The 22807-nt window shown below is 38.4% G+C and carries 18 protein-coding genes and 2 rRNA genes (1 of these 20 only partly in view); 16 read left to right on the top strand and 4 right to left on the bottom strand.

The features are described from left to right. The first annotated feature begins 9 nt into the window (after positions 1-9). On the top strand, positions 10-648 hold the full coding sequence (locus ACWPVE_RS04395) for a YesL family protein (RefSeq protein ID WP_453991038.1): 639 nt from the start codon (positions 10-12) through the stop codon (positions 646-648). Between the two features lie 221 nt (positions 649-869). On the opposite strand, the gene ACWPVE_RS04390 is transcribed toward ACWPVE_RS04395, so the two are convergent. Beyond that, positions 870-2444 carry a glutathione ABC transporter substrate-binding protein gene (locus tag ACWPVE_RS04390; protein ID WP_453991036.1) on the bottom strand — a complete coding sequence of 525 codons (1575 nt, stop codon included), beginning with the start codon at positions 2442-2444 and terminating at the stop codon, positions 870-872. 360 nt (positions 2445-2804) lie between these two features. Between ACWPVE_RS04390 and nikC the strand changes: the two genes are divergently transcribed. The 4 genes from nikC to ACWPVE_RS04370 are packed head-to-tail and all read left to right on the top strand — an operon-like array spanning position 2805 to position 6700. Further along, positions 2805-3701, top strand: a complete 897-nt coding sequence (gene nikC / locus ACWPVE_RS04385; RefSeq protein ID WP_453991034.1) for a nickel transporter permease — start codon at positions 2805-2807, stop codon at positions 3699-3701. Between the two features lie 21 nt (positions 3702-3722). After that, the gene (locus ACWPVE_RS04380) at positions 3723-4646 is read left to right on the top strand and encodes an ABC transporter permease (RefSeq protein WP_453991032.1); all 924 of its coding nucleotides are present in this window, start codon (positions 3723-3725) and stop codon (positions 4644-4646) included. A 21-nt stretch (positions 4647-4667) separates the two neighbouring features. Then, positions 4668-5690, top strand: coding sequence for an ABC transporter ATP-binding protein (locus ACWPVE_RS04375; RefSeq protein WP_453991030.1), 1023 nt, complete (start codon positions 4668-4670; stop codon positions 5688-5690). Further along, positions 5687-6700: an ABC transporter ATP-binding protein gene (locus ACWPVE_RS04370; protein ID WP_453991028.1), complete on the top strand. Its 1014-nt coding sequence runs from the start codon at positions 5687-5689 to the stop codon at positions 6698-6700. Before ACWPVE_RS04375 ends, ACWPVE_RS04370 begins: the two co-directional genes overlap by 4 nt. Positions 6701-6757: 57 nt before the next feature. Here ACWPVE_RS04370 and ACWPVE_RS04365 read toward each other — a convergent pair whose 3' ends face one another. Together ACWPVE_RS04365 and ACWPVE_RS04360 are read right to left on the bottom strand one after the other, a co-directional pair. Beyond that, entirely contained in the window at positions 6758-7834 is a 1077-nt protein-coding gene (locus tag ACWPVE_RS04365; RefSeq protein WP_453991026.1) for an FUSC family protein, read from the bottom strand. Positions 7835-8361: 527 nt separating this feature from the next. Then, complete coding sequence (locus ACWPVE_RS04360) at positions 8362-9648, bottom strand: glutamate-1-semialdehyde 2,1-aminomutase (RefSeq protein ID WP_453991024.1); 1287 nt, start codon at positions 9646-9648, stop codon at positions 8362-8364. A gap of 175 nt (positions 9649-9823) precedes the next feature. On the opposite strand from ACWPVE_RS04360, the gene bcp reads away from it, so the two are divergent. The 8 genes from bcp to perR all read left to right on the top strand — a co-directional run bounded on the left by bcp (position 9824) and on the right by perR (position 17015). Next, complete coding sequence (gene bcp / locus ACWPVE_RS04355; protein ID WP_453991022.1) at positions 9824-10294, top strand: thioredoxin-dependent thiol peroxidase; 471 nt, start codon at positions 9824-9826, stop codon at positions 10292-10294. Positions 10295-10550: 256 nt separating this feature from the next. Continuing rightward, positions 10551-11504 (top strand): ABC transporter permease, encoded by a 954-nt coding sequence (locus tag ACWPVE_RS04350; RefSeq protein ID WP_453991020.1) that lies wholly within the window; start codon positions 10551-10553, stop codon positions 11502-11504. Continuing rightward, a complete protein-coding gene (locus ACWPVE_RS04345) occupies positions 11494-12447 on the top strand; it encodes an iron chelate uptake ABC transporter family permease subunit (protein WP_453991017.1) in 954 nt (317 codons plus the stop codon). The genes ACWPVE_RS04350 and ACWPVE_RS04345 overlap by 11 nt, the downstream gene beginning before the upstream one ends. Continuing rightward, positions 12444-13211 carry an iron ABC transporter ATP-binding protein gene (locus ACWPVE_RS04340; protein WP_453991015.1) on the top strand — a complete coding sequence of 256 codons (768 nt, stop codon included), beginning with the start codon at positions 12444-12446 and terminating at the stop codon, positions 13209-13211. Before ACWPVE_RS04345 ends, ACWPVE_RS04340 begins: the two co-directional genes overlap by 4 nt. 312 nt (positions 13212-13523) lie before the next feature. After that, positions 13524-14543 (top strand): siderophore ABC transporter substrate-binding protein, encoded by a 1020-nt coding sequence (locus ACWPVE_RS04335; RefSeq protein WP_453991013.1) that lies wholly within the window; start codon positions 13524-13526, stop codon positions 14541-14543. Between the two features lie 393 nt (positions 14544-14936). Next, positions 14937-15893 carry a D-2-hydroxyacid dehydrogenase gene (locus ACWPVE_RS04330; protein WP_453991011.1) on the top strand — a complete coding sequence of 319 codons (957 nt, stop codon included), beginning with the start codon at positions 14937-14939 and terminating at the stop codon, positions 15891-15893. 3 nt (positions 15894-15896) lie between these two features. Continuing rightward, complete coding sequence (locus tag ACWPVE_RS04325) at positions 15897-16442, top strand: cob(I)yrinic acid a,c-diamide adenosyltransferase (protein WP_453991009.1); 546 nt, start codon at positions 15897-15899, stop codon at positions 16440-16442. 132 nt (positions 16443-16574) lie between these two features. Then, positions 16575-17015, top strand: coding sequence for a peroxide-responsive transcriptional repressor PerR (gene perR / locus ACWPVE_RS04320; protein ID WP_453991007.1), 441 nt, complete (start codon positions 16575-16577; stop codon positions 17013-17015). Positions 17016-17122: 107 nt separating this feature from the next. Here the strand turns inward: perR and ACWPVE_RS04315 are convergent, their stop codons facing one another. Next, positions 17123-17488, bottom strand: coding sequence for a YgzB family protein (locus ACWPVE_RS04315; RefSeq protein WP_453991005.1), 366 nt, complete (start codon positions 17486-17488; stop codon positions 17123-17125). Between the two features lie 142 nt (positions 17489-17630). On the opposite strand from ACWPVE_RS04315, the gene ACWPVE_RS04310 reads away from it, so the two are divergent. The 3 genes from ACWPVE_RS04310 to ACWPVE_RS04300 all read left to right on the top strand — a co-directional run. Further along, the gene (locus ACWPVE_RS04310) at positions 17631-18500 is read left to right on the top strand and encodes a nucleotidyltransferase-like protein (RefSeq protein ID WP_453991004.1); all 870 of its coding nucleotides are present in this window, start codon (positions 17631-17633) and stop codon (positions 18498-18500) included. A 296-nt stretch (positions 18501-18796) separates the two neighbouring features. Then, positions 18797-20346 (top strand): 16S ribosomal RNA (locus tag ACWPVE_RS04305). 529 nt (positions 20347-20875) lie between these two features. Then, positions 20876-22807: ribosomal RNA gene (locus ACWPVE_RS04300) — 23S ribosomal RNA — on the top strand (it continues 1000 nt past the right edge of the window). Together the 16S and 23S rRNA genes form the textbook arrangement of a ribosomal RNA operon.

The raw sequence follows: 22807 nt of genomic DNA, 5'->3' as shown, positions 1-22807 counted from the left end.
GGTGATATGATGGGAGAATCAAGAGGTATATTTCGTTTTATGGAGTTTCTAAATTGGCTCGTCCAATTAGCCTATGTCCAACTTCTATGGGGGTTATTTACCTTACTAGGAGTAGGAATAGTTGGATTATTCCCTGCAACAAACGCCATGTATTCAATAATTCGCAAATGGTTATCAGGAAATACAGATGTCCCAGTCTTTTCATTTATGTGGAATACCTATAAAAAAGAATTTATTAAATCTAATCTTTATTTCTATTCGTTCGTTTTAATCGGTATGATATTTTATTTTTATTTTAAACTCTTTCAAAGTCAAGAAAGCTTATTGCATGCCATTCTAACTATCGTTTTATTCATTGTGCTCATATTCTATTGCATAGGTTTTATGATTGCGATACCGATATATGCACATTTTGATTTAAAATTACGCTCTTTCTATAAAATGACGTTGTATACTATTTTTAGTTTTCCGTTTCATATGATTACTATTATTGTGATTCACGTTCTCTTTTATCTATTAATTTCTTATATTCCAGGATTAGCACCGTTTATAAGTTTTAGTATATTAGCATTTGCAGTAACAGTGATCATGAGACTTGTTTTCACAAAAATGGATGAAAAACAAATTGTAGTGGAACAAGGAAATTAGAGTAGTAGACACGGTATGTAAAACCGTGTCTTTTTTTGTATTTCCATGGAAATAATTTACGTGAGTATAGACATATTTCTACTTGAAGGCAAGGCACAATTCCGTCTACCTGGACGCAAATCGAGAGCGAGGACGCAAATCAGGAGTGAGGTCGTACAAAGTCGAAACCACTCAAAAAAAGCACCCTCTACAACAGTAGAGGGTGCTTATAACTATTAAGCTTATTTTGTAATTACTACATCCTTGAAGAATGGAGTTCCACTAGAGTTTACAAATAGTCCATCGATACCGTTCATAGCATGAACGAAATCAGGGTGTTGTAGGTAAACCATTGGAGATTCTTTGATTAGGATTTCAGAAATTTCTTTGTAAGCTTCGTTACGTTTTTCTTGGTCAGTTTCAGTACGAGCTAAATCTAGTAATTCGTCAACACGATCATTCTTATAGAAAGAACGGTTTCCTGCTTCACCAAACATACTAGAGTGGAATAGAGCATATAAGCCGTAATCCGCATCACCAGTAACTGTAGTCCATCCAAGAATGAATAACTCATGTTCACCAGCTGCAGTTTTCTCTAAGAAAGTTCCCCACTCGATAAGGTCAATTTCAACTTCAATTCCAATTGGTGCTAATTGAGCTTGGATTAATTTTGCAATATTTTCGCGTTCTGCATTACCTGTGTTAACTTGAAGAGTTGTCTTGAAGCCATCAGGGAAACCAGCTTCAGCTAATAATTTTTTAGCTTCTTCAACATCATGTTCTAGTGGTTCTAATTCTTGAGAGTTTCCAACAACTGTTGGAGCTAATGGTCCAATAGCTGCAAGTCCTTGTCCATCTAAGATACCATCTACAATGTCTTCTTTGTTAACTGCCATTGCAATTGCTTGACGAACTTTTTCGTTGTCAAAAGGTTCTTTTTGCATGTTAAAACCTAGGTAGTCCATACGTGTACTGCTTACACGGTCAAGTTCAACACCTTGCATTGCTTCAACACGTTTAACGTCTGAAGATCCAAGTAATAGCGCGTGTGCTTCACCTGTTTCGATCATTGCTACACGAGTTGATTGGTCAGGAACAACCTTGAAAGTAAGAGTGTCTGCTTTTGCTTTTTCTCCCCAATAATCTTCAAACTTAACAAACTCAATGCTGTCTCCAGTATTCCATTTCTCAAGTTTGAAAGGGCCTGTACCAATTGGGTTTTCAGTTACTTTTTTACCACCATTGTTTTCTTCTTCAATTGCTGAAGGAGCAATAATTGATCCAGCATTATGTGCTAAGTGAGCTGGAAGTGGAGCAAAAGGTTTTTCAGTTTTAATGTGTACAGTGTACTCATCTACAACTTCAACCTCTGAAATCATGTTAACAACAACGATTTTTGGTGATGCAAACTCAGGGTCTAAAATGCGGTCTAGTGATGCTTTAACAGCTTCAGCATTAAAGTCAGTTCCATCATGGAACTTAACACCTTCACGCAGTTTGAATTCCCAAGTTGTGTCATCTACTGCATTGAATTCAGTAGCTAATAAAGGAACAATGTTACCGTCTTTATCAAAATCTGTTAGACGCTCAAAAATTTGTGATGTCGCATTGTTTGATGCGGTATCGTTGACACCATGTGGGTCAAGTGTAGGTGCGTCTGCAGGTGTTACATATACAAGATCTCCACCTTCAGTTGCCGCAGGTTTATCAGAATCTTTATTTTCTTCATCTGAAGAATTATTATCGCCACTACAAGCAGCAAGTGCTAATACTAATGAAAGTAGAAGCATAAGAAATAGATTCTTTTTTGTCTTCATTGAGTATTCCCCCTCTATGGATTGTATGTAAGCTTGGCCTACAATGATTTATGATAATAAAGAAATTGTAAATAATCAATAATAATTTTCAAAAAATATTTTTAAGTGTAAAAATTATAATTAAATTTTTTAAGTGATAATAATTGGAAGGGTTTACTCGATTATGACTAATTAGAATATTTAGATAGATAAATCCCTTTATTTTAGCGGTTTAATCCGTTAAACTATTAAAAGTGTAATTAGAAAAATAAACTATTGTAACACCTGAAAACATTTTGATATGATAATAAAAACTGCGAATATAAAAACTATATTACAATATCAAAAAATGGACTGATAAACTGAAAGGATGAGAAATGAATGAGTTCACCACAGCTTCAACCGAACGGAGCTTTTGTAGAAGTAGAAAAGACTCGACCGGCACGTTGGTCTGCTTTCTATAAGAAGCTTGCAAAGAATAAGGCGGCTATTGCAGGTGCGATAATTGTATTTGTATTTATAATTCTCGCAATCTTTGCTCCATTAATTGCACCGCATGATCCCAACCTACCAAATATTAAAAATAAATTACTTACACCTTCGTCTGAACATTGGCTTGGAACCGATGATTTGGGTCGTGATATTTTAAGTCGTATCTTATATGGGGCAAGAATATCATTAATTGTTGGAATTTTATCAACAATCTTAGGAGCAATCGTCGGTATCATTTTAGGTGTTGTTTCTGGGTATTATGGTAGATGGGTAGATTCATTAATTATGAGAATATGTGACGTCCTTCTAGCATTTCCAGGGATATTATTAGCATTAGCTATCGTTAGTGTGTTAGGTTCAAGTACAACAAATGTTATTATCGCAGTTGCATTTTTTGCTGTACCAACCTTTGCTAGAATTGTGCGTGGGTCAACATTGACAGTTAAGAAATTGGAATATATCGATGCAATAAAAGCGATGGGAGCGACTGATTTTAGGATCATTTTTAAACACATCCTACCTAACATTCTCTCGCCAATTATTGTACAAGCTACGCTTTACATAGCGTCTGCAATTATAACAGCAAGTGCTCTATCATTCTTAGGAATGGGTACACCACCACCTGCTCCAGAGTGGGGGACGATGTTAAGTGAAGGTCGTTCGTATGTTTCATATGCACCACATCTCACTTTGTTCCCTGGAATTGCAATCTTATTAGTAGTAGTTGGATTTAACTTATTTGGAGACGGGTTAAGAGACGCATTAGATCCGAAATCAAATAAATAACACAAAGGATGGTGACAATCATTGTTAATATATACAGTTAGAAGACTCTTGCAGATTATTCCAGTAATGATTGGTGTTACATTAGCCGTTTTTCTAATGATGCACTTAATCCCTGGTGATCCTGCTCGTATTATGGCTGGTGAAGGTGCTGATCCAGCCCAAGTGGAACAAATGCGTGAAAATTTAGGATTAAATGATCCCTTGTATGAACAGTATTTTCGTTATGTAGGAAATGCGATTCAAGGTGATCTAGGTACATCTATTAGAACGAACCGTGATGTAGTTAGTGAAATTTTTGACCAACGTTTTGGGATTACAGTTCAGCTTGCCCTTATTGGAACAGCGTTATCGGTACTCTTTGGGTTAGTGGCTGGTATTATTTCAGCAACAAGAAAATATTCATTTATCGATGTTTCGGTCATGGTTGCAGCATTATTTGGATTATCAATGCCTAACTTCTGGCTAGGAATTCTATTAATCTATTTCTTTGCAGTAAACCTAGGTGTATTACCTGTTGCAGGATGGGGAACTTGGCAGCATATGATTTTACCAGCAATCACCTTAGGAACTGGTGGAGCTGCAATTATTGCCCGTATGACTCGTTCAAGTATGCTAGAAGTTATTAACCAGGACTATATCCGTACAGCTTATGCTAAAGGTGTAAGTGATAAACTTGTCATCTATAAACATGCTCTTCGCAATGCCTTAATTCCTGTTGTAACTGTTGTTGGTTTACAATTTGGTGGTTTATTAGGTGGAGCAATTGTTACAGAAACGGTATTTGCAATTAACGGTTTAGGTCGACTTATTATTGACTCTATCCGTGCTCATGACTTTCCGATGGTACAAGGTACAATTCTTGTCTGTGCGGTGCTTTTCGTAATGGTCAATTTCTTGGTAGATATTACGTATCGATTAATAAATAAACGTGTAGATTTAAACTAGAAGCAGGGACGGTGAAAAACGATGACTACATCAAATACTGAAAAAATCCTTGAAGTTAAGGATTTACGTACATCATTCTTCACGGATGAAGGAGAAGTGAAGGCGGTTGATGGAGTAGATTTCTCAATCGAAAAAGGAAAATCAATTGGTATTGTTGGGGAATCAGGGTCAGGAAAGAGTATAACTTCATTATCAATTCTCCGTCTCCTACAAGAACCAATCGGTAAAATTGTCGGTGGAGAAATACTTTTCAAGGGTGAAAATCTTTTAAATAAATCAAAAAAAGAAATGATGGGGATTCGTGGAAATAATATCTCAATGATTTTCCAAGAACCTATGACATCATTAAATCCTACACTAACTTGTGGAGAACAAATTGCTGAATCAATACGAATCCATCAAAAGTTAAATAAAAAAGATGCATGGGAAAAGGCAGTGGAAATGCTTACTTTAGTTGGTATTCCATCGCCAGAAAAACGAGCTAGTCAATATCCATTTGAACTGTCTGGCGGTATGAGACAGCGTGTAATGATTGCGATTGCCTTAGCTTGTAATCCTGAATTGTTAATAGCGGACGAGCCAACGACTGCTCTTGATGTAACGATTCAAGCACAGATTCTTGAGTTGATTAAAAAGCTACAAAGTGAGCTTGGAACATCCCTAATGATGATTACACACGATTTAGGTGTAGTGGCCGAAATGTGTGATAAGGTCGCAGTTATGTATTGTGGTAAGGTAGTTGAATATACAGATGTAAAAACGCTTTTTACAAATCCAAAGCATCCGTATACGGTCGGTTTATTAAATTCAATTCCGAAGCATGACCAAGATTATGAGGGCGATTTAGCTGTAATCGAGGGTTCAGTACCAAGTCCATTTAATTTACCAAAAGGTTGTAGATTTGCTCCACGTTGCCCGCATGCAAGAGAAATCTGCCATTCACAGTTACCAAGCTTAGATTCTAATGAAGCTGGTGACCAGGTTCGTTGTTGGATGTACACAGACCAATGGGAGAAACAAGAGGAGGTTGGCGTGCGGAAATGAGTAAACAACCATTATTAGAAGTGAAAAATCTAAAGCAATACTTCCCGATTAAAGGGGGAGTATTTGGTCGAACTGTCAATCATGTAAAAGCGGTTGATGATATTAGTTTTTCCGTCTATGAAGGGGAGACTGTAAGTATTGTTGGAGAATCTGGTTGTGGTAAGTCTACAACAGGTAGGGCAATCCTTCGATTGGATAATCCATACGGTGGCGAAATTAGTTTTGAAGGCAAAGATTTACTATCATTAAGTAAGTCTGAAATGCGTAAAAAACGTAAGGACCTGCAAATTATTTTCCAAGATCCGTATGCTTCATTAAATCCAAGACAAACGGTTAGTCAAATTTTGGAGGAGGCACTAGAAATTCAAAATGTTGTTCCTCCAAATGAAAGACGACAAAAAATTAAAGAACTTCTTGAGACTGTTGGAATTGGTCCACACCAAATGGATCGTTATCCACATGAATTCAGTGGAGGTCAAAGACAACGTATCGGTATTGCTAGAGCATTGTCAGTAGACCCTAAATTGATTATTTGTGATGAGGCAGTTTCTGCTCTTGACGTATCCATTCAAGCACAGGTACTAAACCTATTGAAGGACTTACAGCGTAAACTTAATCTAACCTATTTATTTATTTCACATGATTTAGGTGTTGTACGTCATATCTCTGATCGAATTATCGTCATGTACCTTGGTAAGATTGTTGAGATTGGTGACAAGAAATCATTATTTGAAAATCCACAACATCCTTATACAAGAGCACTTTTATCGGCGATTCCAAGTACGAACATTGAAGAAAAAAAAGAAAGAATCATCTTAAAAGGAGATGTCCCATCTCCAATTAACCCACCAGCTGGTTGCCGCTTCCATACTCGTTGTCCATATGCTATGGAGCGTTGTAAAACGGAAGAACCAAGTCTTCACAGTGTGCACGGAGAAGATTACAAAGTAGCTTGTCATCTCGTAGAAGATGGGGTTGTAGATTATAAGGAACTTCAAACGATTTATTAATCGTTTCGAAATGAAAAGGTGCCAAATCGCAATGGTGAATGCGGTTGGCACCTTTTTTTATTCTTTATTTGTTTCTTCAACGATTACTTCATTATGAAAACTTTGAAAGCTCTCCACTAATGTATCTAAACGTTCTATGCTTTCTGCATATTCGAGAATAGATGATACGATTGTAAAGAGTTGATACCAACTATCAATATCTTCATCACTTGAAAGGTGCTGATATTCGATAAAGGTATCTATGACTTTTTTACGGTCAAATATAAAATCAAGTTTTAATTCTTCTGGTGCTTGAACTTTCACCTTACCAACAAACTTTAATAGAACCTGCTCGTGGGAATGAATAAGATCATCAATTTCTTTTACAAATAATTGTTGAGCAGGGATAGGCATGTCATGAAGCTCATTTTCATGTCTGTGTATCTTTTTCAACATATCCAAAGCACGATTTGTACATGTAATCATTTGTCTAAATAGAACAAGTTTTCGAGCCTTTTCATACTCGACCTTTTTAAAATAATTTCTTTCTTCTTTATAAAGCAAAAACAGCTGGTCTATTTGAATGATATTTTCTTTTATTTTTTCAATATCATCTTTCAGGATATTGTATTCAGATGCATGTCTCGTACTAATCCGCACCCATTTAAAAATTTCTTCGCATTGTTCCACAATTCGATCATATAATTTCTTCTCGTATTTTGGAGGAAGAAAGACAAGATTTACCACAAATGCCGATAAAATTCCTAGTAAAATGGCAAGAAATCGAAGGCTCGCAAACTCAATAAACTGATCACTAGGACTTTCCATAATTGCTATAATCGTTACAATCGCAACTGGAATATTCTTCTCCATCTTAAATTTAAGAGTGATTGCGATGACAAGAACAACAGTAAGTCCAATAATAAAGGCATTGTTACCAAAGTACATCCCAAATAGAACGGCAAAGAAGGCACCTATAAGGTTTGCCTGTACTTGCTCGACCACTGTTAAATAGGAACGGTAAATGGAAGGCTGAATCGCAAATACCGCTGAAATCCCAGCGAATACCGGAGAAGGTAGTTCCAATAACTTCGCTAGCAATAACGCTAGTGTGATGGCAATTCCCGTTTTTAACATGCGGGCACCAAATTTCATTTTTTACGAGTCCTTTCTATAAAAAAGCTAGTTTTATCTAATATCTATATATGTTCAAAAAGCAAGTTGAAAAGGGCAATGCCGTCAAGTGTGCAGTCCGTGTTACATTGCTGACATTCGTACATCCAGTGAGACGAATGTTCAAATCGATGCATTTTTAGTTCCAAAGCGCCGTAACAATTTGAATTATGTGAGGAATTTGCTTTGTGAAGTTAGTAGACGGAAGCGCAAATCCGTTAAAATCTAGAAACTTTTGGCAATGTTCCCGAAACTCGATGTGTCATTTTTCGCAGTCTTTTTGAACATCCTATATAATTAGCTTTTTCTTCATAGTCTAAACCAATACAGTATCATACAACGATTTTATGCTTATAGCAAGAGAAACATGTCCTAGTTGGAAGTACGTTGATTTTTAAGGGTTTTTTGAAGAAGTATTCTTAATTAGGTATGGTTTTTAATTGATATTGAAATACTGCCACTAGTTATAAACAAAAAGAACCTGCCACTTTGGCAGGTTCTTTCAATCATTATAGATTCTTAAACGCATATTCGACAGCAGCTAGCGTCTTTTCAATATCTTCTCTAGTATGTGCAATCGTGAGGAACCATGCTTCATATTTGGAAGGGGCAAGATTAATTCCCTGGCTAAGCATTAATTTGAAGAAGCGACCAAACATTTCTCCGTCTGTATTCTCAGCTTGCTCATAGTTTTCCACTTTCTCGTCGGTGAAGAAGATGGTCAAAGCACCTTTTAATCGGTTAATCGTGATTGGAACATTGTAATTTTTAGCGTGTTTTAAAATACCATCTTCAAGTATTGCGCCAAGTTGATCCAACTTTTCATACATGCCTTCCTCTTGGAGTACTTCTAGGCAAGCAATTCCTGAGAGCATAGATGCTGGATTCCCAGCCATTGTTCCTGCTTGATAGGCTGGACCAAGTGGAGCAACTTGTTCCATAATTTCCTTTTTTCCACCATATGCGCCAATTGGAAGTCCGCCACCGATGATTTTTCCAAGGGCTGTTAAGTCTGGAGTGATGCCTAATAGATTTTGAGCACCCCCATACATAAAGCGGAAAGCTGTTATGACTTCGTCAAAAATGACTAGTGCACCTGCTTCATGAGAAAGTTCTAATACTTGTTCTAAAAAGCCTTCCTTTGGCTCAACAATACCGAAGTTCCCAACAATTGGTTCTACGAGAACTCCAGCAACTTCTTCACCCCATTTTGCAAGAGCTTCTTTAAAAGGCTCAATGTCATTAAAGGGGACGGTAATTACTTCTTGTGCGATACTCTTTGGTACACCAGCAGAATCGGGGGTTCCTAATGTTGAAGGACCAGATCCTGCAGCCACTAGTACAAGGTCTGAGTGCCCATGATAACAGCCTGCGAATTTAATAATTTTCGTTCTATTTGTATACGCTCGCGCAACACGAATGGTTGTCATCACAGCTTCCGTTCCAGAGTTCACAAAACGTACTTTATCCATACCTGGGATAGCTTCTTTCAGCATTTTTGCAAACTTCACTTCATGTTGAGTTGGTGTACCGTATAAGACACCTGTTTCGGCAGCCCTAGTAATCGCCTCGGTAATATGAGGATGAGCATGACCTGTAATGATCGGTCCATAAGCCGCCAGATAATCTATGTATTTATTTCCGTCAACATCCCAAAAATAAGCACCTTTCGCACGCTCCATTACAACTGGAGCTCCACCGCCTACCGCTTTGTATGAACGGGAAGGACTATTTACGCCCCCGACGATATGTTTCAATGCTTCGTTATATAATTCTTGTGATTTTGAAAAATCCATTATGTCGTTCCTCCTAGATTTGAAATCAACTATTCTATTTTAGCATGAAAGGACATAAAGGGAAAAATCGTCATTGTCAGGAAGTAAACTAGCTACTTACATAAGGTGCTTCATTTGTATATCAGACTAAAGTTTTGTACCATTTAATTAATAGGAAAAACAGGAGGTAATCAAAATGACAATTGAAATCGGACAAAAAGCACCTGAATTTACAGCAACAGCCAGTAACGGAGAAACGGTCTCCTTAGCAGATTTTAAAGGAAAGAATGTCGTGCTGTATTTTTATCCAAAAGATATGACCCCAGGATGTACAACAGAGGCTTGTGAATTTAGAGATGCGCACGAAAACTTCAGTGGATTAGATACCGTTATTCTTGGTATAAGTACGGATTCACTTGAACGCCACAAAAAGTTTATTGATAAATATGACCTCCCATTTTTATTGTTAGTGGATGAAGAACATGAAATAGCAGAAAAATATGGGGTTTGGAAGCTAAAGAAAAACTTTGGCAAAGAATACATGGGAATTGAGCGTTCAACCTTTATTATTGATAAGGAAGGGAATCTCGTAAAAGAATGGAGAAAAGTAAGAGTCAAAGGTCATGTAGAAGAAGCTTTGACGTACGTAAAAGAAAATCTCCAATAAATAGGTGTTGATTATCAGATAATTTGTGAAGTTTTTGTGAAAAAGTAAAAAAGAAACCCTTCGTTTTTATGAGTGTGGGGTTATAGACCTAATGAGGACAGAGGCTTAGGGCTATGGAGGGTGGTAAGTTTGAACCACCCGTTATCTCTATTTATAGGTTGATTTTAGACTATTCTTTACTTATAATGAAGATAATAGTAATGATAATCGTTTTCAACTATCATTCTAAGAATATACACGTTATGAGGATTGTCAAATGAGACTATGGATGTTAATAATCACTGCCATAGTTCTTTCCTTCGTATCGCTATTTATTGGAGCTATTAATATTACACCGATGGATCTACTTAATTGGGAGTCTGATGAGACTCAAATATTTCTTATAAGTCGGGTTCCTCGATTAATGGCAATCATTTTAGCGGGAGCAGGAATGAGTATTGCAGGATTGATTATGCAAAGTTTAAGTAGAAATAAATTCGTATCACCAACGACTGCAGGTACTTTAGATGCAGCAAAGCTAGGGATACTTATTTCGATGTTGTTCTTTACGAATGTAACTTATTCACAACAGATCATTTTTAGCTTTGCATTTGCTTTAGCAGGAACGTTTGTATTTATGCAAATTTTAGACCGAATTAAATTTAAGGATGTTATTTTTGTTCCATTAATCGGAATTATGTATGGTAACATTCTGTCTTCGATTACTACATTCCTGGGTTATGAAGCAGACCTTCTACAAAACATTTCATCGTGGTTGATGGGGAGCTTCACATTAATCATATCTGGTCGTTATGAGTTATTATACATCAGTATCCCAGCGGTTATATTAGCTTATCTGTTTGCAAATAAGTTTACTGTTGCAGGTATGGGGGAAGATTTTGCGAAAAACTTGGGATTAAGTTATAAGATGGTCCTAAATATTGGCCTTACTCTTGTGGCTATTATTTCAACTACAGTGGTATTAACTGTTGGCGTTATTCCGTTTCTTGGGCTTATTGTCCCAAACATTGTCTCTCTCTATTTAGGGGATAATTTACGTAGGACGATTCCACATACTGCAGTTTTAGGGATAGTGTTTCTATTAATCTGTGACATTATTGGAAGAGTCATTATTCACCCATATGAAATTCCTGTCAATGTGACGGTTGCAGTTATCGGCAGTGCGATCTTCCTGATTATGTTATTTAGGGGGAGAGCATATGCGAAATAGTACAAAACTTATCATATTAGCAGTTATTTCAATTATTTGTATATTGTTATATGGTTTTTATGATATTAAGGGTGGCTTTGATTATGCTTTTCCTAGACGTATGATAAAAATTACAGCAATGGTTGTGACTGGTGTAGCAATTGCGTATTCGACAGTAGTATTCCAAACAATTACACAAAATCGTATTTTAACACCTTCTGTTATGGGACTCGATTCAATGTATGAGGTTGTTCAAACATTAATCTATTTCTTTGCAGGATCTATGTCTGTTTGGGTGTTAAATAAATATTTGAATTTTGGTGCTGCGATTTTTGCGATGGTTCTATTTGCACTCATTTTATACCGATTTTTATTCCGATCCGACAAGCATCCAATCTATTTGTTGCTCTTAATAGGTATGATTATCGGGACTCTTCTAGGAAGTCTAGTTACCTTTTTACAGGTATTGATTGATCCTGTAGAATATTTAAGTCTTCAAAATCGCTTATTTGCAACTTTTACGAATGTGAAAGCTGAGTTATTATATATTGCAATTGGGATCCTATTAATCGCGTTCATATACGGATACCTCATTATGGATAAATTAGACGTAATGTCATTAGGACGAGAAAATGCGATGAACCTTGGTGTTAATTATGACCGTATGGTGATGAATGTCTTAATTTTATCTTCGGTTCTAATCGCAACATCAACTGCATTGGTAGGTCCGATTACATTTTTTGGATTAATCGTAGCAAACCTTGCCTATCAATATTTGGTCACATATAAGCACTCCGTGTTAATTCTCGGTGCAAGTTTAATGAGTATTATCGCATTAGTAGGTGGGCAGTTCCTAGTTGAACACATTTTTGAGTTACGTACAACACTTAGCGTAATTATCAACTTTATTGGCGGAATTTATTTTATTTACTTATTACTAAAAGAAAGTAGGGCAGCAGGATGATTGAAATCAAGGGATTAACAAAACGATTTGGGAAAAAACCTGTTGTGGAAGATGTATCTGTTACTATTGAGCCGGGTACCATTACATCGTTTATCGGACCAAATGGTGCAGGTAAGTCTACACTTCTTTCCATGGTTAGCAGATTATTAGATTCAGATACTGGAGAAGTTCTACTTGATAAAAATAATGTAAAGAAGTGGAAGTCATCTGATTTCGCTAAGCGAGTTTCCATCTTAAAACAATCAAACTTTCTAAATGTAAGATTATCTATTCGTGAACTCGTTGCATTTGGTCGTTATCCATATTCAAAAGGACGATTAGATGAAGAAGATGAAAAATTTGTTAATCAAGCACTTGAATATATGAATTTAGTAGATATTCAAGATAAATTTTTAGATGAATTATCTGGTGGTCAAAGACAACGTGCTTTTATTGCAATGGTTATTGCACAGGATACGGACTATGTCCTGTTGGATGAGCCTTTGAACAACTTAGATATGAAACACTCTGTTCAAATCATGAAGATTTTACGTAAACTTGTGGATGAGCTTGGAAAAACTGTTGTCATTGTGTTACACGATATTAATTTTGCTTCCGTTTATTCGGATCGAATTGTTGCACTAAAGAATGGACGTCTTGTAAAAAATGGTCCAACTCATGAAATTATTAATTCTGCTGCATTACGAGAAATTTATGATATGGATATTCCAATTCAAGAACAAAACGGATGTAGGATTTGTGTCTACTTTAATTCTCATGCGTAATAATAGGAAGACCTAGAGACTACTGACTTTAGGTCTTCTTTTTTTTAAGTGAGAATAGACATCATATTTTTGGAGAAGGTAGACATAAAGAGCGAGAAGTAAGTTCCTTTGTTCACGTACTTAAAGTAGGTCAATATATGTAAACATTATATAAACACAGAGTAGTTCTGGTTTTTGAAAAAGTTTTAAAATAATTTAAATTTTATATTGACGTTGATAATAAATGGACTTATAATGAGAATAGTTATCAATGAAAATGATTATCATTGTTAATCATTACATACAACATGTTCTAAGGAGAGGAATACAGAAATGAAAAAATGGAAGTTAGCTATTGCGTTTTTAGTATTGACACTAATGCTTGCTGCTTGCGGATCAGACGAAGAAGCAGGAAGCAATAGCGGAGCTAAGGAAGAAGATAAGCCGAAAGAAACTGAAACAGCAACAGATGGTTATCCAATGACAGTATCTTCAACTGTATCTTCCACTGAAGACGAAGAAACAGGAACAATTAGTTATGAAGATGTAACATTTGATGAAATGCCTGAAAAACTTGTGGTGTTTGACTATGGTTTTCTAGATACATTAACTGAACTAGGTGTTGAAGGTGTAGTCGGTGTAGCTAAAGACTCAAGTTTACCTGCGCATTTAGAAAAATATTCTTCTGATGAATACGAAAATATTGGTACATTAAAAGAACCTTTACTAGAGGATATTGCTGAAATTGGTCCAGATGCGATTTTTATCTCTGGTCGTCAATCTGTCTATTATGAAGAATTAAAGGAAATTGCTCCTGTGGTATTTGTTGGAACTTCTCAAGATGACTACTGGAATACTTTTTTAGCATCAGTAGATACTGCTGCTAAAATGTTTAACAAAGAAGATGAAGCAAAAGAATACTTAGCTAAATTTGATTCTGCATTAGAAGAAGTCAAAGCACTAGCTGGTAACTTCGACTCAACTCTAGTAACTATGTACAATGAAGGTAAATTATCTGGTTTTGCAACAAATTCACGTTTTGGATACATGTACGACGTTTATGGATTTAAACCTGCAACAGAAGATATCGAAGCATCTTCTCACGGTTCAAACTTCGGTTTCGAAAATATTTTAGATATTAATCCAGAAGTATTATTTGTAATTGACCGTACAGCAGCTACAGGTGGAGAATCTAATATCCAAGCTGATATGGAAAATGACATCATCAAGAAAACAAAAGCTTATCAAAACAATCGAGTTATTTACTTAGATGGTCCACTTTGGTACCTAAGTGGTGGAGGTTTAAAATCTGAGCTTGCAAAAATTGAAGAAATTTTAGCTGAATTAAAATAAACAAGAAAAAGCTAACCAGAAACTCAGTGAAAACTGATTCTCTGGGTAGCTTTTCTTATTTAATCAATGATTATGTTTGTCTAGGTTATGTAGGGGCATCTTATTCGGAATTTTACTAGATGATGATTAGTTTTAGATACTTCAAATGGACAGAATAAAAAGGAGCCTATTTTAAAAAGACAATGTCAAACGTCTATACACTTTAACTACACCGGACGTATCTTATAAGTGTAGGGCATACCTCCTCAGATGTTAGCGAATTTTGTGCGAGAGAAATCTCGCACCTTTTTTGTTATCGAGGGGGCTACCCATTGTGCTTTATACATTAGAAATTTTACTACCACCATCCTTCGAAAGTTGATACTATAATAAATAAGACAAGGAGGCGTACTGATGCGAATTCTAACAACATTTATTCCCATTGACGAAGTTATTGATAACATGAAAATGACGTTTCCAGACGAAGATTTTATTTATTGTAAGGATATTGAAGAGGCAATACCAGAACTACATAATGCAGAGATATTAATTACATTTGGAGAGGATTTACTCCCTGAACATATTCGAATAGCGAAAAATTTGAAATGGATTATGGTGATATCAGCGGGACTAGAACTAATGCCTCTAGAAACCATAAAGGAAAGAGGAATACTTGTAACAAATGTCAGAGGCATACACAAAATACCAATGTCAGAATATACATTGTCTATGATGCTACATGTCACTAAGAAAAATAAGAAAATTATTGAACAACAAAGAAATAAAAACTGGGATCGCCTTACTCATTTTCCAGTAGGTGAACTTTATGGAAAAACAATTGGAATCTTAGGTGTTGGTGCGATTGGTGGAGAAATAGCTCGACTGGCAAAAGCATTTAATATGAAAGTAATTGGACTAAACCGAAGTGGTAATCAGCATGAATATGTAGATGAAATGGTTCAGTTTGATGGTCTCAATTACATTTGTGAAAATGTAGATTACCTAGTTTCAGTCCTACCGAGTACTGATAAAACAAAATATATTCTTAAAGATCACCATTTTGATCTAATGAAAAAAGAAACGGTTTTCATCAATATTGGTCGTGGTGATCTAGTGAGTGAGGAAGTAATTTTGAGGGCTATTCAATCAAATAAGATTTCACATGCCGTACTCGATGTTTTTGAACGGGAACCTCTCCCAGCTGACCACCCATTTTGGACACTCGAAAATGTAACAGTTACCCCACATATTTCGAGTAGAACAAAATATTATCAACCGAGATCATTTGAAATCTTTGAACACAATCTTCATATATATAAACAAGGTGGTAGTGATTTTATAAACATTATTAATTTAGACCGGGGGTATTAAGAAATGAAAATCTATACAAAAACAGGGGATAAAGGGACAACCTCATTAGTTTATGGACAAAGAGTATCAAAAAATGACATTCGTGTTGAAGCATATGGAACATGTGATGAAGCAAATTCCATGATTGGATTAGGTTTAAGTCACCTTCATGCTACTACATTTGAGGGAAAGGATGAGGTTGAGCAGGTTTTTAAAAAGGTACAAACGACCTTATTCCATGTTGGAGCTGAACTTGCCACTCCTGTAGGCAAAGAGGTTAAATGGAAAGTTTCCGAGCAAGATCTTTCTCTTTTAGAGGCGACTATTGATAAATGGGATGCCCAAATTCCTCCACTTACTAATTTTGTTTTACCTGGTGGTAGTCAAGCGGGTGCTGCTTTCCATGTAGCAAGAACCATTGTTAGAAGAGCGGAAAGAAAAGCCGTTGCAGTAGGAGAGGTAAATTCACTTGTAAACTCATATTTAAATCGACTTTCGGATTTCCTGTTTGTCGCAGCACGTTACATAAATCATAAACTTGGGCAAAGTGAACCAACTCTCCACCAATAAAAATCTAAAAAAGTGCGTAATTCAATGAAATTAGTCATATAGTAATGGTAGAAATGTTGACAAAAATGGTCGGAGCAAGATACACTAATTATAAGGATTATAAAGTAATAATGTTTACTAGAAAAGAGGTGCATGGCGGTGTCTGAAAATCTTTTGAAAGAGGCGCTTGATACGTTGAAAGAAACCGGGGTTCGAATTACTCCGCAACGTCATGCGATATTAGAGTATCTAATTAATTCTATGAGTCACCCGACAGCGGACGATATTTATAAAGCACTTGAAGGAAAATTTCCCAACATGAGCGTAGCAACAGTGTATAACAATCTACGTGTCTTTCGAGAAGTTGGCTTAGTTAAGGAATTACCTTATGGAGATTCATCAAGTCGTTTTGATTTTATCACTACACAGCACTATCATGTGATTTGTGAAGAATGTGGTAAAATTGTTGACTTCTCTTACCCTGGATTGGATGAAGTAGAAGCATTAGCAGCACATGTAACAGGCTTTAAAGTTAGTCATCATAGAATGGAAATTTACGGAACGTGCCAAGAATGCCAAAAGACAGCGCATTAAAAAAGCTGACAAGTTTAACTTGTCAGCTTTTTTATACTAAGTCAAGACACTATTGGCTATGTGTACGATGGCTTTGTTATATATAGCTTTCACCAAATAAAGCACTTTTATCTTTCTACTTTACTATATTTCTTACTATTGTATTTCTCATCAAACTCTTTCCCTTCAAGTTCAGGATCAAGAGTTAATGGTTCTTTACAATACATACAAACATCTACTCGCCCCAACATCTTAGTCTGCTTTTGACATGATGGGCACGTTACTTGAATAGTACGAGTAGAAAGCATACCAATCCAGAAGTAGACAACCGTGCTTAATAAAATAAAAATTAGACCTAGTAACATAAAGATTGTCATTAGAACAACATTTTCTTTGAAGAAGATACCGCCGTACATTACGATAAACCCGATGAAAATCAAAGCTAGAGCAAAAGAACGAATTTTATTAATTTTACTTGAATATTTTACACCCATTTTTCATACAACCTCCTTCATATACTATACAATATATAAAAGAAAGAGAAAAATAAAAATAAAGATTCTGCATAAAATGTGCAGGGTTTTATTTTTTATGCGTCGAAATATATACCAATGGATTTGAATGGAGGAAATCAAAATGGAAGATTTACTTCGACCCCTTTACCTAGAAAGAGCAGGTCAACCCAATACTCTAGGGATCTTATTAATTGAAAAGGGAAAGGTAGCTTTTACTCATATAGATTATTTTGACGTAGCTTTACTCGTAATCGTAAAAGAGTCTGATAAAAATGTGTTCATCAAACATTATAACTATAACAACCAGAAAGCATCCTTATATACAGTTAAAGAAAGTCAATTAAAGGAATGGTTATTTTTTGGTTCTAATCGGAAAATTGTCGATTGGGTTTTAAACGGTAAAGTACTATATGATCGAAATGATTATATTATTAATTTTAGAAACAGATTACATGAATTTCCCACGGAGGAAAGACAGATAAAAATGGGAATCGAATTTGCTAAACTAATTCGACGCTATCAGGATGGCAAAGCATTTTTTAATGCAAAGCAACATCTAGATGCATTTAATTATGTCATTCATGCACTTCATCATTTAGCGAGGCTAGCAATTATCGAAAATGGATTCCATCCTGAAGTAACTGTCTGGAATCAAGTGAGACAAATTGATCCGCAGATTTATAAATTGTATACTGAACTTCTGGAAAGTGAAGAGTCGCTTGAGAAAAGACTAGAGCTCTTATTTTTAGCTAGCGAGTTTCTTATTCATTCTAGAGCCAAACGTGGAGCTATTCATATTTTAAATGTTCTGTCTAGAAGAGATGGTTCGTGGACATTTGGAGAAATCATGGAACTTCCTGAGTTAAAGGTATATTCAGTAGATCTTGAAGTCTATCTAGAATTCCTTGTAGAGAAACACTTTATAAATGTAGAAAAGCAAGAAACAAAAGGGAAAGGAATATTCCATAGAACATATCACGTCACTAAATAGATTACTAAAACTCCTTCTTTCAGGGGTTTGTTTAGAAGGAGTTTTATTATTTTAATAAAATATTCACGAAAGGTGTTGACGAATTATTTACCCCATGTTATATTAAATTTCGCCGCTGAAAAATACAATTCAGTCGAAAAAAAGTTTTTTGAAAAACATGTTGACACTAACGAAACAACATGTTATATTAATAAAGTCGCTTCTGGGCGATGAATTAAAAAGTTCTTTGAAAACTGAACACAATACAAGCGTCAACGTTAATTCTAAGTAACAAAACTTATTGAGCAATCAATACTCTATTGGAGAGTTTGATCCTGGCTCAGGATGAACGCTGGCGGCGTGCCTAATACATGCAAGTCGAGCGAATCTAAGGGAGCTTGCTCCCAAAGGTTAGCGGCGGACGGGTGAGTAACACGTGGGCAACCTACCTGTAAGACTGGGATAACTTCGGGAAACCGGAGCTAATACCGGATAACATATGAGACCACATGGTCTTATATTAAAAGATGGCTTCTCGCTATCACTTACGGATGGGCCCGCGGCGCATTAGCTAGTTGGTGAGGTAACGGCTCACTAAGGCAACGATGCGTAGCCGACCTGAGAGGGTGATCGGCCACACTGGGACTGAGACACGGCCCAGACTCCTACGGGAGGCAGCAGTAGGGAATCTTCCGCAATGGACGAAAGTCTGACGGAGCAACGCCGCGTGAGCGAAGAAGGTCTTCGGATCGTAAAGCTCTGTTGTTAGGGAAGAACAAGTATCGTTCGAATAGGGCGGTACCTTGACGGTACCTAACCAGAAAGCCACGGCTAACTACGTGCCAGCAGCCGCGGTAATACGTAGGTGGCAAGCGTTATCCGGAATTATTGGGCGTAAAGCGCGCGCAGGCGGTCCTTTAAGTCTGATGTGAAAGCCCACGGCTCAACCGTGGAGGGTCATTGGAAACTGGGGGACTTGAGTGCAGAAGAGGAGAGCGGAATTCCACGTGTAGCGGTGAAATGCGTAGAGATGTGGAGGAACACCAGTGGCGAAGGCGGCTCTCTGGTCTGTAACTGACGCTGAGGCGCGAAAGCGTGGGGAGCGAACAGGATTAGATACCCTGGTAGTCCACGCCGTAAACGATGAGTGCTAAGTGTTAGAGGGTTTCCGCCCTTTAGTGCTGAAGTCAACGCATTAAGCACTCCGCCTGGGGAGTACGGTCGCAAGACTGAAACTCAAAGGAATTGACGGGGGCCCGCACAAGCGGTGGAGCATGTGGTTTAATTCGAAGCAACGCGAAGAACCTTACCAGGTCTTGACATCCTCTGACACTCCTAGAGATAGGACGTTCCCTTCGGGGACAGAGTGACAGGTGGTGCATGGTTGTCGTCAGCTCGTGTCGTGAGATGTTGGGTTAAGTCCCGCAACGAGCGCAACCCTTGATCTTAGTTGCCAGCATTCAGTTGGGCACTCTAAGGTGACTGCCGGTGACAAACCGGAGGAAGGTGGGGATGACGTCAAATCATCATGCCCCTTATGACCTGGGCTACACACGTGCTACAATGGATGGTACAAAGGGCAGCGAAACCGCGAGGTTAAGCCAATCCCATAAAACCATTCTCAGTTCGGATTGCAGGCTGCAACTCGCCTGCATGAAGCCGGAATCGCTAGTAATCGCGGATCAGCATGCCGCGGTGAATACGTTCCCGGGCCTTGTACACACCGCCCGTCACACCACGAGAGTTTGTAACACCCGAAGTCGGTGGGGTAACCGTAAGGAGCCAGCCGCCTAAGGTGGGACAGATGATTGGGGTGAAGTCGTAACAAGGTAGCCGTATCGGAAGGTGCGGCTGGATCACCTCCTTTCTAAGGAAAAAGTCGAAAAGCGAAGGTGACTGATCAGCCTCGACAAGTGCTGGAACTTCTGAAGGAAAAGTCAGCAGACTTTGACAGAAGAAGTGAAGCAACCTCGAGAGGCTAGGAACCGTAGCTAGACAATAGAAGTTCTACGAACTTCATAAAAAGACGTTTCGTATTGTGGTCAGTTTTGAGAGTGCTTTTTCTCTCAAAGGTCGATTTTTGCCTTTCGCAAAAATCAATTGCGCTTGCGTCTGCAAGATTAGTCAATGATGATTAATTCCTCATCGCAAAGCTGCATGGAGACTATTCACTGATGTAAATCACGATGTGATTGAAGTCAGTAGCTTCGTTCCTTGAAAACTAGATAACGTAACAAAACATTCATTGTAGTAATAAAAGTTCTTATAACTATAGGCGCACGAGAAGCGAAAAGTTCGAGGAACTGATGGTGTCAGCACCGGAGCGTACTTAACGGTACGTGAGGATGCTGACGAGAGCAGTGACGAAGAAATTTGAAGCTTATCGAAGCCGAACAGGTTAAGTTATAAAGGGCGCACGGTGGATGCCTAGGCACTAGGAGCCGATGAAGGACGGTACTAACACCGATATGCTTCGGGGAGCTGTAAGTAAGCATTGATCCGAAGATTTCCGAATGGGGAAACCCACTGCTCGTAATGGGGCAGTATCCTTACCTGAATTCATAGGGTAAGCGAAGGTAGACCTGGGGAACTGAAACATCTAAGTACCCAGAGGAAGAGAAAGCAAACGCGATTTCCTGAGTAGCGGCGAGCGAAACGGAAGATAGCCCAAACCAAGAGGCTTGCCTCTTGGGGTTGTAGGACACTCTATACGGAGTTACAAAAGAGCGAAGTAGACGAAGTGACCTGGAAAGGTCCGTCAGAGAAGGTAACAACCCTGTAGTCGAAACTTCGTTCTCTCTTGAGTGGATCCTGAGTACGGCGGGACACGTGAAATCCCGTCGGAAGCTGGGAGGACCATCTCCCAAGGCTAAATACTCCCTAGTGACCGATAGTGAACCAGTACCGTGAGGGAAAGGTGAAAAGCACCCCGGGAGGGGAGTGAAATAGAACCTGAAACCGTGTGCCTACAAGTAGTCAAAGCACATTAATGTGTGATGGCGTGCCTTTTGTAGAATGAACCGGCGAGTTACGATTACGTGCAAGGTTAAGTCGAAGAGACGGAGCCGCAGCGAAAGCGAGTCTGAATAGGGCGAATGAGTACGTGGTCGTAGACCCGAAACCAGGTGATCTACCCATGTCCAGGGTGAAGTTCAGGTAACACTGAATGGAGGCCCGAACCCACGTACGTTGAAAAGTGCGGGGATGAGGTGTGGGTAGCGGAGAAATTCCAATCGAACTTGGAGATAGCTGGTTCTCTCCGAAATAGCTTTAGGGCTAGCCTCGAGTATAGAGTCTTGGAGGTAGAGCACTGATTGGACTAGGGGCCCTCATCGGGTTACCGAATTCAGTCAAACTCCGAATGCCAAAGACTTGATTCTCGGGAGTCAGACTGCGAGTGATAAGATCCGTAGTCAAGAGGGAAACAGCCCAGACCACCAGCTAAGGTCCCAAAGTATACGTTAAGTGGAAAAGGATGTGGAGTTGCTTAGACAACCAGGATGTTGGCTTAGAAGCAGCCACCATTTAAAGAGTGCGTAATAGCTCACTGGTCGAGTGACTCTGCGCCGAAAATGTACCGGGGCTAAACGTATCACCGAAGCTGTGGATTGTTCTTACGAACAATGGTAGGAGAGCGTTCTAAGTGCAGCGAAGTCAGACCGTGAGGACTGGTGGAGCGCTTAGAAGTGAGAATGCCGGTATGAGTAGCGAAAGAGGGGTGAGAATCCCCTCCACCGAATGCCTAAGGTTTCCTGAGGAAGGCTCGTCCGCTCAGGGTTAGTCGGGACCTAAGCCGAGGCTGAAAAGCGTAGGCGATGGACAACAGGTTGATATTCCTGTACCACCTCTTTACCGTTTGAGCGATGGAGGGACGCAGGAGGATAGGGTAAGCGCACTGTTGGATATGTGCGTCCAAGCAGTTAGACTGGTAAGTAGGCAAATCCGCTTACCGTAAGGTTGAGCTGTGATGGCGAGGGAAATATAGTACCGAAGTTCCTGATTCCACACTGCCAAGAAAAGCTTCTAGCGAGGTAAATGGTGCCCGTACCGCAAACCGACACAGGTAGGCGAGGAGAGAATCCTAAGGTGATCGAGAGAACTCTCGTTAAGGAACTCGGCAAAATGACCCCGTAACTTCGGGAGAAGGGGTGCTTTTTAGGGTGCATAGCCCTGAAAAGCCGCAGTGAATAGGCCCAGGCGACTGTTTAGCAAAAACACAGGTCTCTGCGAAGCCGCAAGGCGAAGTATAGGGGCTGACACCTGCCCGGTGCTGGAAGGTTAAGAGGAGGGGTTAGCGCAAGCGAAGCTCTGAATCGAAGCCCCAGTAA

It is taken from the genome of Bacillus nitroreducens, from assembly GCF_964021195.1.
This window is presented reverse-complemented; position numbering and strand designations above follow the sequence as displayed.

What these genes read in the sequence shown, in the direction of transcription:
- ACWPVE_RS04395 (WP_453991038.1), top strand. Translation starts at nt 10, where the DNA reads ATGGGAGAATCAAGAGGTATATTTCGTTTTATGGAGTTTCTAAATTGG.
- ACWPVE_RS04390 (WP_453991036.1), bottom strand. Translation starts at nt 2,444, where the DNA reads ATGAAGACAAAAAAGAATCTATTTCTTATGCTTCTACTTTCATTAGTA.
- nikC (WP_453991034.1), top strand. Translation starts at nt 2,805, where the DNA reads ATGAGTTCACCACAGCTTCAACCGAACGGAGCTTTTGTAGAAGTAGAA.
- ACWPVE_RS04375 (WP_453991030.1), top strand. Translation starts at nt 4,668, where the DNA reads ATGACTACATCAAATACTGAAAAAATCCTTGAAGTTAAGGATTTACGT.
- ACWPVE_RS04370 (WP_453991028.1), top strand. Translation starts at nt 5,687, where the DNA reads ATGAGTAAACAACCATTATTAGAAGTGAAAAATCTAAAGCAATACTTC.
- ACWPVE_RS04365 (WP_453991026.1), bottom strand. Translation starts at nt 7,834, where the DNA reads ATGAAATTTGGTGCCCGCATGTTAAAAACGGGAATTGCCATCACACTA.
- ACWPVE_RS04360 (WP_453991024.1), bottom strand. Translation starts at nt 9,648, where the DNA reads ATGGATTTTTCAAAATCACAAGAATTATATAACGAAGCATTGAAACAT.
- bcp (WP_453991022.1), top strand. Translation starts at nt 9,824, where the DNA reads ATGACAATTGAAATCGGACAAAAAGCACCTGAATTTACAGCAACAGCC.
- ACWPVE_RS04350 (WP_453991020.1), top strand. Translation starts at nt 10,551, where the DNA reads ATGAGACTATGGATGTTAATAATCACTGCCATAGTTCTTTCCTTCGTA.
- ACWPVE_RS04345 (WP_453991017.1), top strand. Translation starts at nt 11,494, where the DNA reads ATGCGAAATAGTACAAAACTTATCATATTAGCAGTTATTTCAATTATT.
- ACWPVE_RS04340 (WP_453991015.1), top strand. Translation starts at nt 12,444, where the DNA reads ATGATTGAAATCAAGGGATTAACAAAACGATTTGGGAAAAAACCTGTT.
- ACWPVE_RS04335 (WP_453991013.1), top strand. Translation starts at nt 13,524, where the DNA reads ATGAAAAAATGGAAGTTAGCTATTGCGTTTTTAGTATTGACACTAATG.
- ACWPVE_RS04330 (WP_453991011.1), top strand. Translation starts at nt 14,937, where the DNA reads ATGCGAATTCTAACAACATTTATTCCCATTGACGAAGTTATTGATAAC.
- ACWPVE_RS04325 (WP_453991009.1), top strand. Translation starts at nt 15,897, where the DNA reads ATGAAAATCTATACAAAAACAGGGGATAAAGGGACAACCTCATTAGTT.
- perR (WP_453991007.1), top strand. Translation starts at nt 16,575, where the DNA reads ATGGCGGTGTCTGAAAATCTTTTGAAAGAGGCGCTTGATACGTTGAAA.
- ACWPVE_RS04315 (WP_453991005.1), bottom strand. Translation starts at nt 17,488, where the DNA reads ATGGGTGTAAAATATTCAAGTAAAATTAATAAAATTCGTTCTTTTGCT.
- ACWPVE_RS04310 (WP_453991004.1), top strand. Translation starts at nt 17,631, where the DNA reads ATGGAAGATTTACTTCGACCCCTTTACCTAGAAAGAGCAGGTCAACCC.